The sequence below is a fragment of the Lacrimispora algidixylanolytica genome, from assembly GCF_003609635.1.
Classification (GTDB): domain Bacteria; phylum Bacillota; class Clostridia; order Lachnospirales; family Lachnospiraceae; genus Lacrimispora; species Lacrimispora algidixylanolytica.
The window spans coordinates 38,603-51,122 of the sequence record NZ_MCIA01000033.1; the positions used below are offsets into that span (position 1 = coordinate 38,603).

The following is a 12,520-nucleotide window of genomic DNA, read 5'->3' on the forward strand; positions in this document are numbered from 1 at the left end:
GATGTGGAGAGGCTGGTTCTGCTGAAACGTTGTGGTTTATAGGGGATATAAAATAAGATGATAGGATGGATAATGCAATGAGTCTGGCAGATAAATTATTTATTGACATGTGTAAGGACATTTTGGAAAACGGAACCAGTACGGAAGGTGAAAATGTACGTCCGAAATGGGAAGATGGCTCATTTGCTTACACGATAAAGGGATTTGGCATAATAAATCGTTACGATTTATCAAAGGAATTTCCTGCTTTAACATTACGCAGGACCGCTTTTAAAAGCTGTGTAGATGAGATGCTCTGGATTTGGCAGAAGAAATCAAATAATGTTAATGAACTTATCAGCCATATCTGGGATAGCTGGGCAGATGAAAAGGGCACAATCGGAAAAGCATATGGGTATCAGTTGGGAGTAAAACACAAGTATAAGGAAGGGGATATGGATCAGGTTGACCGGATTATTTACGATTTGAAAAACAATCCTTATAGCCGCAGAATAATGACAAATATCTATGTCCATCAGGACCTTCATGAAATGAATCTTTATCCCTGCGCCTACAGCATGACCTTTAACGTTACGAAAACGAAAGACAGCGGACGTCTGAAACTGAACGCTATATTAAACCAGAGGTCTCAGGACATTCTGGCGGCAAATAACTGGAATGTGTGTCAGTATGCAGTATTGATGCATATGCTGGCTCAGGTTTCTGATATGGAAGCCGGTGAACTGGTTCATGTCATTACGGATGCCCATATTTATGACCGTCATATTCCGATTATCCGGGAGCTGATTGAAAGGCCCGTATATAATGCACCCTCTTTCTGGATCAACCCGGATATTAAAAATTTTTATGATTTTACCATTGAGGATGTAAGGTTGGAGAATTATGTAACAGGACCAAAGATAGAACATATACCGGTTGCGGTATAAGCTCACGTATTCCGTAATTATTAGTATCCAGATTGGAGTCAAAGAATGAAAATTATAGTTGCAGTGGATAAAAATTGGGGCATAGGCTATCAGAATAAACTTCTGATCAGCATTCCTGAGGATATGCGATTCTTCCGAAATAAAACGATGAATAAGATCGTAATTATGGGAAAAAACACTTTGGATACTTTTCCGAGTGGAAACGCGTTAAAGAACAGAGTTAATATCGTAATTACACGGAATGAAAACTTCGTGAGGACGGATGCCATTGTGGTTCACAGTATAGAGGAAGCGATGGAGGAAGCTAATAAATATAAAGCCGAAGACATATATGTTATCGGTGGTGCCAGCATTTACAAACAGTTGCTTCCTTTTTGTGACACAGCCTTTGTAACAAAGATTGAATACGCATATCAAGCGGATACCTTTTTCCCAGATTTGGATGAAGATGAAGATTGGAACATTACGGAAGAATCCGAGAAGTTTGTTTATTGTGACACGGAATACGCATTTTACAAATATGAGAGAAAAAAGTAAAATATTGATGGGATGAATTAATAGAATTATTAAGAGCATTTCCCGTTTGAACATTACATTACAAGAGTTCGAATGATAGTGTAGTATCTGTATTTCACCAATAAAAATATAAATAGGAAGAACACGTAAGGGTATTACTACATAGCCAGTATTTGGTTATGGGTAATATCCTTTTCGTTTCAATTGTAATAGAACTTAAACAATAAGCCACAGGCATGAAAACTTGCATCACTATTATAAACACAAGTTGGAGAGATCATTGACTGATTTTATAAAGAAGGGAATGGATATAAAATAAATAATTATTTTGCAACATTATCCTATTCTCATTTGTATACAAGGCAGAACCATGAAAATGGTTACTAAATAGGCACAAACAAGCTATAGAATTAGAAAGGAAGAATATTATTAAAAAACTTATATTTAAAGACTTTAAAATAAACATTGTACTATAAAGAAAGTTATAATTTTAAATTTAGATAAGGAATAAAGGTACTGTCAATTTAATCATTAGACTAAGGATGAGCAATATGTTTCCAGCTTTTCTGCGGAGAGAACATAAAATTGCTTCCTGCGAAATTCGAAATAATTATTTACTTTACAATCAGCAATCCCACGATTTAAACTTCTAATTGGAATAAATGTCTCTGAATAAACTGCTTGTTTTGTAAGCTTTGCCAAATCGCCTAGTTTATGATGTGTATAAATGCAGTAGAGGAGTCGATCATTGACGCTTAATAATGATAGTGTAGTGAGTTTTTGAGAACTTTTAAGAAGCTTTTCTGTCAGTTGCCCAATAAGAAATTTTGTAAATTCAAAATCAGCCTTCATCCATTCAAAAACCCGATCTTTCCGTACGATAATTGTTTCACAATTAGATTGAGCTATCACATCGAATGTTTTTATATTTTCATTAAAGAGCTCCATTTCTCCAAAACAACTATATGCATCATAAGTGTATAATACAAAACCTGCACCTGAGATATTTTGTATCACTACATTGGCAGATCCTTTTATCACAATATATAGATAATTGTTTTCTTCACCTGGATATAATATATAACTTCCTTTTACGTGTTTTCTATGAATAAATGAATTTTTTACAGACGCAGGGGCGTTGTCCATAAAGTGTGATAGACTCATAATTACCTCCAATTAATATTTGGTTTTGGTCATTTGACCTATTTATATTTTATCTTCTACATTAGAATTAAGTCAACAAGAAATGTTTTTTATTAAATAATGTTGGAGGTTCTTATGAGAAAGATAATAATTGATACAGATTGTGGTAGTGATGATGCGGTTGCACTAATAATGGCCTTGAAATCAAAGGATGTACATGTTGAGGCGATTACAACAGTTTGTGGTAATGTACCTCTTGATCTGGCGACAGATAATGCATTAATGACAATCGAGATTTCTAATGCACAAAGGCCACCACTATTTGTTGGTGCTACGAAACCTTTAATGAGGGATCTTGTACCGCGGTAAATGTCCATGGAGAAGATGGTATGGGCGATTTAGAGTTAATTCACCCTCTGTTGACAGCAGAGAAAGAGCATGCAGTAGATGCAATATTAAGACTTGTTGAATGCTATCCAAATGAAATTGAAATAGTCACCATTGGTCCTGCTACCAATATTGCATTAGCTATTATGAAGGATCCATTGACCATGAAAAAAGTAAAGCATATATACTCAATGGGCACAGCCGGTTTTGGAAGAGGGAACACAACACCCGTTGCTGAATTTAATGTTTACGTTGACGCAGAGGCTTATGACATAATGCTTAGAGCTGATATTCCAATGACCATCATAGGATTTGATGTATGTCTTGGGGACGCAGCGCTTAATAAAAGTGATATGGAAAAGCTAATAGAAAGTTGTAAAGAAGAAGCTGTTTTTGCAGTTCAATGCAATCGATCATTATTGGCATATAATCTGAAACGTAGTGGAGAGCATATTGTTGATTTGCCAGATGCAGTTGCAATGGGCGTAGTTCTTTGGCCTGAGATTGTTTTAGATTCAGTAGAGTGTTTCTGTAAGACATGTATTATTGATCCATATACTTATGGGCAGGTTATTATAGATGATGGGAGTGTACTGGCAGTTTCAGATGGTTTTATAGATCAAGAGCCTAATGCTGTAATATGCAGGGCAATCGATAATGAAACTTTTAAATCAAAGATGTTTAACCTTTTGCTCCAATAAAAAGCCCTCTAATGGTATTACTACCATTAGAAGACTCTTAAAACCTAGTCTATAATGAAGTCCTTTTAAGTTACTGGAAACGAACTCTGTTATAATACTTCATAACATACAGAAGCACCTGATTCTATCACACCAGCAATATACTTCGATACTTCAACATGAACAGGGTCTATTAGATAAGCATCCATATCTTCCATTGAATCAAAATGAGTGATTAATAGAATATCATACGAAGATGCCCCGTGTCGTATATCTAACTGAACCTGTATTCCCTGTAGGACTTCGATTTTACCTTCCATGCTTAAAAGCATAGACTTTGTTTTTTCAATCGTTTCATTATTTCGTTCTTTTAATTTGATAAGCAAAGTGTTTGTTATCATTTTTACCCTCCATTTTTAATTATAATTTGTTGGCGACTGCTGAAGCTTTAACACAGTATGAGCGACTTCCCGCCCATTCACTAAAAGCACAATGCGATGTTCGCCAGGATAGTGCTTACGTGTCGTCAAATCCGACCAATTATGTGACCTCGTCCCGGTTAGATGTGTGCCGCCGGATACTGTTTTATCCGACAAAAGAAAGGCTTTCTGCGACACCTGTCCCCTGGCTTTTATAAAGTCAATCCCGTATTCCATGCGGATATGAGCGTCTTCCCCTTGACGTATCGTAACCTCATATTGAAGTTCGCAGCTTTCGCCTATGGTTAAAACAGCAGGTTGTACTATGATAGAAGCATAGGTAGTAATCTGTGCTTCATTAGCATAGCCGAATAATTTCATGGCTTCCGGATGTTTGTTCCTTATTAAAGATCGGCAACCATGCCTTATAATCCAATCGGTATAAGGCGTTTTACCTCTCCACCTACGAGCGGTCTCAAGCACAAGATCAGGATTGTCTTTTGATATATCATTGAGATTATTGGCCACACTTTTGCGTACATACAGCGAGGGATCTTCTTTAAGTAATTCTAAAATATTTAAAACGGCTGTAGGATCTTTTTTAAATATGGGAAGCGCCTCTCCCCATGGTAGCCTCGGACGGCAACCTTCGCTGGCGAAACGACGAACGTGTTCATTGGGGTGAGTTGCCCATGCAGTCATAGAATTCATCACCCGTTTGGGATCTCGCAGCAAAAACTGTCTTATGGCAAATTCGGAAGAGGATTTCTCTGTGAAATTTTCAAGCGCACTCATAGATAGTTCCCAATGTTTTTCTTCCTGTCCATATACCGCTACAAAATCAGGGAAGAAAAGATAGGGAAACCCAACACAATCATCGGCAATGGAAAATAATATTTCCAGGGCGTCTTCATATTTGCTTGGCAAAAAAACTCCCAGTTTTACTGAAATCATTCGAAAACGGGCCTTAAGAGTCAGCTTGTCCCATGCTTCATTCATGATTGAAGCAATAAAGTCTGCGGTTTGAAAAGCTGGGTACACCGATTGAACTTTTTTGCTAAACTCTATTAAAAACTCTTTTGAATATATGTCTTTTAATAATTCTGCCAACTTTATCACCTCCTTGAATACGTCAATTTCAAATGCCTTGGTTATCATGTTGTTTAAAAATACTTTTTTATTCTCCTGCTAAGCCTATTTTTAGAGTGGCGATCTTATGATCTTTCATGGTGAAATGGTAATCAAGAGCTACCGGACTCCCTACAAAATTTCCGGAAATTGTGGCAGTAACAACGGTTTCCTCATGTTTTACTACAACATATGTAACCTCATGTTTCACCAATAAATCATTGTTTGCCTTTATAATATGCGCCTCTATTGCAGTGGGGCCGTGGTAAGCCGATCCCTCATCATAGAGTATCGCATCCTCAGTAAAGCACTTGGAAAGCAGGTTGCTATCATAGGTGTTTGATGCCTGAAAGTAAGTTTCAATCGCTTTTGGTAATTGTAAATTCATTGTTGTTATCCTCCTTCTATATTAGAAAATGTATTTAGATTGTTCGAACAATACCCCCGTCAATGGTGTGTTCTGCTCCGATAATGTAGGAAGAGCGTTCCGATACTAAAAAAGCAACAAGTTCAGCCACTTCCTCTGGACGTGCAGTACGCCCGATTGGGATACCCCCAAGTGATTCCATCAGATTTTGCCGTGCACCATCAATATCTGTGCCTAGATTTTCAGCCATTCGCTTCATGAGTGCTTCTGCGGATTTTGTTTCCGTGAATCCAGGAGCGACCGTGTTTACTCGGATCCCTTTAGGCGCAAGCTCTGTTGCAAGCGCTTTGCTGTAGTTGGTGAGAGCCGCTTTTGCTGCCGAATATGCCATTGTATTTTCACCTGGAAATCGCCTTTGAATGGATGAGATATGGACGATAACACCGTGTCCCTGTTTGAGCATTGTGGGCAGCAATCCTCGGTCAAGTCGAACTGCTGCAAACAAATTTGTTTCAAAGGTTAGCTGCCAATCCATATCGCTTTGCGCCAGTACACCTCCGGTTGGAGCTGAAGAACCGCCAACATTATTAACCAGTATATCAACACCTCCAAAACGTTCAAGGATCTCGGTCACAATTTTAGTTGTTCCATCTGGTGTGCTTATATCTGCCTGAATAAACAAGTCTGACGATTTCATTTCATCTGGAGTTTTTCTTGCAGTAGTGATGACGGTTGCGCCTGCAAGCGTGAGACGCTTTACAATTGCTTCCCCAATCCCTCCTTTTGTTCCACCTGTAACAAGAACGCGCTTTCCACTAAATTCATTTTCGAAAAGTAATTTATCCATTGAAGCCATTATAGTTTCCTCCTTTTATGTTTTACGGTTATTCATAACCATGTTTTAATTATACAGACTATAACTTGACGACATGGAGTCAAGTTATAATTTTTATTTTTTATATTTTAGAATGATTTCTTCTAATTTGCCTAGGATCATTTCACGAATATGTTCTGGAGCCAATACTTCAATATTGGTTCCGAAGGAGAGTATATAGTGAAGCAGCCATTCCCCTTCTGGTAAGGAGGTATCAACGATAAAAGTACCGTCTTGATTTTTGGTTATTTCATGTTCTGTGAACTCTTCAAACACACGATAAGCCCCCTGGGGGAAGATCTGTAATTGTATATGGATCCAATTTTGAGAATTTTGATCTTTTTCATCGATGGATACTTCATCTGGGTTCCTGTATTTAAAGGATTCCTGCGTTATTTCAACATAAAACATACGTGAGATTTTAAACGTTCTATATTCCTCTTTCGTTAGACAGAACCCTTTTAAATACCACGCATTAACCTTAAAGATGAGTTTTAATGGTTCGACCTTTCTGGTGTTTTTCTCACCAGATGAGTTAAAATAAGTAAATTCAACAATCTGATGATTGAGAATCGCATCTTTTAAGAGCGTAAATTCACATTTTTTATTCTCATCGCTTCCCCATGGTGATAAATCTACTTCAATCCAATTGGTCTTGCTTTTGTTAAACAAGCTGCTTAATTTTGAAAGGACTCTGTCAGTTTCAGGATTTTGAGTTACAGTTAAGCTCTGCAATGCAAATAAAATCTCATTTTGTTCTTCTTCTGAAAGCACAGATTTATTCAGGATATAGTCTTCTAGTAATGATATGCCGCCACCTTTTCCTTGACTTGCATAAATGGGGATACCTGCCGAAGATAACATATCGATATCACGATAGATTGTCCTTACAGATACTTCAAACTTCTCCGCTAGTTCTTTGGCAGTCGTGGTCTTTTTATTTAATAGAATATATACAATTTCGAAAAGTCGATTCATCTGCATCATTATCACCTCAAATATATTATATAACATATAACTTGACAACAGTATGGCATGTTATACCGGTAAAAGCAATTAATTAATTATAAGTAACCCCAATGTTATAAAATGTAGAATAATTAAATTTTGGCACCCAATATGTATAATTTTGGCACTTGGGTTGAAATTTATTTGAATGGGGTATATGCTGAAAATACAAGGAGGTGATTCCATTTATATAATGTTTTTCTATTAAATAGTTTAATAGATATGGTCCGGTCAATAATGAAGGATTACTTATTCTTAGCAGTATGGATACCTAATTTAAGAAAAAATATTTGAAAATACGGGGGAGTAAAGAAAATAATATGATAAATAATTGGAGAGCAATTACTAAAAAGCTATTGTTTTTATCTCTGATGCTCATTATGGCATCAGGTAATTTCGCATTGACTGCTTTTGCATCAAGTATTTCGCTGAAAGAGAGCGGAGGAGGATTTGAAAGTGCTTATATTGAATGGAGTCCGATTAGTAATGCAGTTTCCTACAACACATATATAAAATCTACAAGTGCAAGTGATTCAACTTATATACAACTAGATAATGAATTAATTAGAAAGTATTCATCTTATTGGAGAGCAGATGAGGTAGGCCTTGCAGCCGGACAATATGTAATGAAAGCAGAAGCAATCCTATCGGATGGTTCTAAAGAAAGTACTGTTTCCGGTACGATTACCGTAAGTGCAAATGACAGAACCGGTTTTGCTTTTTCTGGAGATTCTAAGTATGGTTCTGGATCTGGGGCTTATCAGGATAATGGAACTTTAAAAGATGGAGCTCAAGTTATTTACATTACATCTGAAACATCAAAAACCGTGACTCTTGATGTTATCGTAAACAGCTCAGGAAAGATACAAAAAGCTACCGGAATCGGTGAAATATTAACGTTACGCCAAAAAGGATATGATAAAACTCCTCTTGCGATTCGTTTTATTGGAAAAATCACAGACAATGACTTAAAAGGAATGCTTAACAGCAGCGGATATTTACAGGTAAAAGGAAAATCATCCTACGCAGAAATGAATATGACCTTGGAAGGGATTGGTGAGGATGCTACTGCTTATGGTTGGGGTTTCTTAATTAGAAACTGCGGAAACTTAGAAATCAGAAACCTAGGCATAATGCTGTTCCCTGATGATGGTATTTCACTTGACACAGATAACTGCAATTTATGGGTGCATAACAATGATATCTTTTACGGTACAGCAGGATCCGATGCCGACCAGGCAAAAGGAGATGGTTCCGCTGATGTAAAGGGAGCATCTACCTATGTAACTGTAGCTTATAATCATTTCTGGGATTCCGGAAAATGTTCTCTTTGTGGCATGAAAGATAGTGCAGAATTTTTTGTAACCTACCATCATAACTGGTTTGATCATTCCGATTCCCGACAACCGAGAATCAGAGTTGCCTCTGTACATATTTACAACAATTATTTTGACGGAAATTCAAAATATGGTGTTGGTATAACAAATGGAGGTTCTGCATTTGTAGAAGCAAACTATTTCAGAAATAGTAAATATCCTATGATGAGTTCATTACAAGGTACCGATACTTTAGGCGCTGGTACGTTTTCCGGTGAAAACGGCGGTATTATTAAGGCTTTTAACAATAGGATTGAAGGTGCCTCAAGCCTGATCTATGCAAACTCAAATGCTGGAACGACGAACTTAAATGCAACCTCATTTGATGCCTATTTAGCTTCCACGAGAAATGAAACCGTTCCAAGTTCTTATAAAACCTTAGTTGGAAATACTACATATAATAACTTTGATACTGGAAAAGATACCGGAGTCAGCGAATCTGGCATTAATAATGTAAACGATGTAAAACAAATTGTAACGACAAGTGCAGGACGTATGAATCAGGGTGACTTTACTTGGAAATTTAATGACGCTATTGATGATACCTCTTATACTTTAAATGCAGCACTGATGATTAAAATAAAAAGTTATACCTCAGAGCTTGTATCCGTTGGAGGAAAGTGAAGCAAGTAGATTAATAGTTCTTGTAGGTATTATAAAATAGGAGATCGTAACCGAAAGATATATCTACAAGTGAACGATTGCATCTTGAAAAGCTTTTATTAGCCCATTCAAGATGCATTTTTTATATATCAGATTCGTGTGATACAAGTTGCTTGGTGTATGGTTCTAGTAAAAACATAAGTTGCTCAGTAACTTCCTGCACACTGCAGGGCATAGAATTATTAATCCACCATTCCAATACTCCAATAAATCCAGAAGCTAAAAAATGAGTGGTTACATCATTTGAAGATACAATGTTTTTTGATTTTATAACGTCACCCTCAGTTACTGTTTGCACAATAATGGAATATAAGCGGCTGCGGAAAAATCCAAAGCCCTCATTATTAAGAAGCAATTTGTATATTGTAAAATTTTTCTCCAGATATTCAAATACGCTTTGAAATGCCCTTTCGCTTAGATTCTTGTCAGCACTATTGGCACAGTAATTTAGTAACAGTTCAATATATGTCTCTATGCACTTATCAAGCAAGTCAAATTTATCCACGTAATGTAGATAAAAAGTTCCTCTGTTTATGTTTGCGCGTTCGGCAATGTCAATGACGGTTATTTTCTCAAATCCTTTTTCAGCCAAAAGGTCGATGAAGGTATTCATAATCACCTGCCTTGTTTTTTCTATTCTTCTATCCATAAAGTTCACCTCCATATATTCAACAATTTAGCAAAATGTGTTGAGTTCTCAACAGTTTAAACAAATCTAATGATTGAATTATTCACCACAAATCAGTATTCTAAGAATATCAAATACTTGTTGAAAAATCAACACGTGATTATTCGGGAGGATAATTTATGAAAATACTATTTTTTGGTCGTGGTGTTATTGGTACACAATACGCTTGGGCGTTTGAAAAAGCAGGCCATACCGTTGAATTCTATGTTCGTGAAGGTAGAAAGGAGCAATATGGCTCACATGTAAATTTAAGAATTTGGGATGCAAGGCGAAGCAAAAAAGATCGGATGGTCAAAGAAAAATGGCCTATTGTAACACATGAAGAAATCAAAGAAAATCACGACTATGATCTCATTCTCATGAGTGTCAATTCCGCACAAGTATCAAGTGCAGTAAAATACCTTGCGCCCCGTCTTGGAAATGCAACTGTTCTATTTTTCAATAACTTTTGGCAAGACCCTCGAATAGCTGCTCAGCCGATTCCGCTCAGTCAAATTGTTTATGGATTCCCCGGTGCAGGCGGTGGATACGAAGGAGACACTCTTTACGGTGGTCTTTACAAGATGGTTCAGTTTGGAACCTTTGAATCTGAGCCGACCAAAAGAGATTTAGAGGTCCGTAAACTTTTTGTTGATGCAGGATTCAAGATAATGGTTCAAAAGGATCTTCAAAGTTGGTTCTGGAATCACTACGCATTAAACGCTGCAATGGAAGTAGAAGTATTAAAAAGTGGCAGTTTTGAAAACGTAGTTTCTTCACCCGAAGCACTCGTTGGAATCGGACGTAATATGAAAGAAATTATCCTGCTTTTGAAAGCTAAAAACTCAAAAATTGATGTTATAACAAAGTTGATAAGCAACCTGCCACCTAAAGCTGTTGGGTTTCTTATGCGTAACGTTATTTTTTCCCCAAGAAGCATGACCTATTCCCTTATGGTGCATAACCATGCTAAAGTTGGTTATGCCGTACAGGAAGTTTTATCAGATGCCAGAAAGCACGGTATAAAGGTACCACGGCTTTACGAGGTAGAAAGCCTTATTACGCAATAGTGAACAGGCTCAAGAAAAACAGACGATATACGAATCATAACCATCCGTTGAACGGTTAGAGCACCATTATAAGTATAAAATGCATCTTGAAAAAGCTTTTAATAGCCCGTTCAAGATGCATTTTTTTATATGCCAGTTTAAATGAGAGAGTGAGACATTTTGTTCTGATTTTGAGTTGATGATCGGATAATAAGGTTAGGTAGGGTTACAAATGATTGAACTTGAAGAGCCGGATTATTAATTTTCTGCAATAATATGGAAGCTGCCTGTCTTCCGATTTCATGGACATCAATATCAATAACAGTCAGAGGAGGATCAATGAGCTGTGAAAGAGGATAATCGTCAAAAGTAATAAGTCCCATGTCCTTTGGTATCGATAATTGGTGTTTTTCTGCTGCATGAACGGCTCCCATTGCAATTTGATTGTTTTCACAGATAACGGCATCGGGAAGAGTGGGCTGACATAGCAGCTCCTCCATCATTAAAAATCCGCTTTCTTTTGTATATGTGCCGTATTTTATAAAATCATCTTGTATCGTGAGACGATTTATATTCATATATGAAACAAAACCTTGAAGGCGGTGTCTTGAAATCTCATCACTTTTAGGGCCGCCTATAAATGCGATTTGAGTATAGCCGCATTCCTCTAGATATTCCATTGCCATTTGTCCAGATACCCGGTTGTTGGTATCAATCCAGCAAGTGGAACTGGCAAATGGAGGCCTTCCGATAATAATGTGGGGAAAATTATTTTTTACTAGAAAATCAACCAATGGTCTTGAGGTGGCAGAGCCATGTACCAAAATGCCATCAGCAGTATTACAACCTACAATTTTCTTCACTGATTCATAAGCATCTTGTGTATCAGAAACACCCATGAAAGGCAAATTATAGTCTTTATTTCGAATTACATTTTGTGCCCCGCATAGTATTTCAAACATGTGCGGATTATGAAATGCAGTATGTAATTCTGTAACAGCAAGAAAGACAATATTACCAGAACGCTTATATTTGAAATTACTGGCTTGTGCATTTGGATGATAATTGAGACGTTTCATTACTTCTTTTACATGTTGAGTGGTACTTTCTGAAATATATGGTTTGTTATTTAGTATTTTAGAAACCGTAGCAATGGAAACATCGGCTTCTCTGGCAACATCCTTTATCGTCACAGCCATAGGAATCCCCCTTCTTTTGACTCATATTAAAATAGTATAACGTTTACCTAAAAAAAACAAGCAATATGTATAATAAGACTATGTTGTTTGGTTTGATATTGTTATAATTTACTTATGA

14 protein-coding genes are annotated in these 12,520 nt (G+C 36.9%); 6 read left to right on the forward strand and 8 right to left on the reverse strand.

Annotated elements, in window-relative coordinates:
• Positions 1-77 precede the first annotated feature (77 nt).
• Both thyA and BET01_RS18350 read left to right on the forward strand, forming a co-directional pair.
• Positions 78-926, forward strand: a complete 849-nt coding sequence (gene thyA / locus BET01_RS18345) for a thymidylate synthase (protein WP_120198330.1) — start codon at positions 78-80, stop codon at positions 924-926.
• 45 nt (positions 927-971) lie between these two features.
• Complete coding sequence (locus BET01_RS18350; protein WP_120198331.1) at positions 972-1,463, forward strand: dihydrofolate reductase; 492 nt, start codon at positions 972-974, stop codon at positions 1,461-1,463.
• A gap of 510 nt (positions 1,464-1,973) precedes the next feature.
• Here BET01_RS18350 and BET01_RS18355 read toward each other — a convergent pair.
• Positions 1,974-2,606, reverse strand: a complete 633-nt coding sequence (locus tag BET01_RS18355) for a Crp/Fnr family transcriptional regulator (RefSeq protein ID WP_120198332.1) — start codon at positions 2,604-2,606, stop codon at positions 1,974-1,976.
• 114 nt (positions 2,607-2,720) lie between these two features.
• Between BET01_RS18355 and BET01_RS22275 the strand changes: the two genes are divergently transcribed.
• Both BET01_RS22275 and BET01_RS18360 read left to right on the forward strand, forming a co-directional pair.
• Positions 2,721-2,954: a nucleoside hydrolase gene (locus BET01_RS22275; protein ID WP_279221941.1), complete on the forward strand. Its 234-nt coding sequence runs from the start codon at positions 2,721-2,723 to the stop codon at positions 2,952-2,954.
• Between the two features lie 20 nt (positions 2,955-2,974).
• Positions 2,975-3,673, forward strand: coding sequence for a nucleoside hydrolase (locus tag BET01_RS18360; protein ID WP_279221942.1), 699 nt, complete (start codon positions 2,975-2,977; stop codon positions 3,671-3,673).
• An 89-nt stretch (positions 3,674-3,762) separates the two neighbouring features.
• Here BET01_RS18360 and BET01_RS18365 read toward each other — a convergent pair whose 3' ends face one another.
• The 5 genes from BET01_RS18365 to BET01_RS18385 form a co-directional block, all read right to left on the reverse strand.
• Positions 3,763-4,053: a Dabb family protein gene (locus BET01_RS18365; protein WP_120198333.1), complete on the reverse strand. Its 291-nt coding sequence runs from the start codon at positions 4,051-4,053 to the stop codon at positions 3,763-3,765.
• 15 nt (positions 4,054-4,068) lie between these two features.
• Positions 4,069-5,190, reverse strand: coding sequence for a DNA alkylation repair protein (locus tag BET01_RS18370; protein ID WP_334295074.1), 1,122 nt, complete (start codon positions 5,188-5,190; stop codon positions 4,069-4,071).
• A gap of 58 nt (positions 5,191-5,248) precedes the next feature.
• Positions 5,249-5,587, reverse strand: a complete 339-nt coding sequence (locus BET01_RS18375) for a nuclear transport factor 2 family protein (protein ID WP_120198334.1) — start codon at positions 5,585-5,587, stop codon at positions 5,249-5,251.
• Between the two features lie 34 nt (positions 5,588-5,621).
• Positions 5,622-6,422, reverse strand: a complete 801-nt coding sequence (locus tag BET01_RS18380; RefSeq protein ID WP_120198335.1) for an SDR family oxidoreductase — start codon at positions 6,420-6,422, stop codon at positions 5,622-5,624.
• Positions 6,423-6,515: 93 nt separating this feature from the next.
• Positions 6,516-7,418, reverse strand: coding sequence for a helix-turn-helix transcriptional regulator (locus BET01_RS18385; protein ID WP_330513183.1), 903 nt, complete (start codon positions 7,416-7,418; stop codon positions 6,516-6,518).
• 350 nt (positions 7,419-7,768) lie between these two features.
• On the opposite strand from BET01_RS18385, the gene BET01_RS18390 reads away from it, so the two are divergent.
• Positions 7,769-9,448 (forward strand): pectate lyase family protein, encoded by a 1,680-nt coding sequence (locus tag BET01_RS18390; protein ID WP_120198337.1) that lies wholly within the window; start codon positions 7,769-7,771, stop codon positions 9,446-9,448.
• A 121-nt stretch (positions 9,449-9,569) separates the two neighbouring features.
• On the opposite strand, the gene BET01_RS18395 is transcribed toward BET01_RS18390, so the two are convergent.
• Entirely contained in the window at positions 9,570-10,136 is a 567-nt protein-coding gene (locus tag BET01_RS18395; protein ID WP_120198338.1) for a TetR/AcrR family transcriptional regulator, read from the reverse strand.
• Positions 10,137-10,294: 158 nt separating this feature from the next.
• Between BET01_RS18395 and BET01_RS18400 the strand changes: the two genes are divergently transcribed.
• Complete coding sequence (locus tag BET01_RS18400) at positions 10,295-11,224, forward strand: ketopantoate reductase family protein (RefSeq protein WP_120198339.1); 930 nt, start codon at positions 10,295-10,297, stop codon at positions 11,222-11,224.
• A 137-nt stretch (positions 11,225-11,361) separates the two neighbouring features.
• On the opposite strand, the gene BET01_RS18405 is transcribed toward BET01_RS18400, so the two are convergent.
• A complete protein-coding gene (locus tag BET01_RS18405) occupies positions 11,362-12,402 on the reverse strand; it encodes a LacI family DNA-binding transcriptional regulator (RefSeq protein WP_120198340.1) in 1,041 nt (346 codons plus the stop codon).
• Positions 12,403-12,520 lie beyond the last annotated feature (118 nt).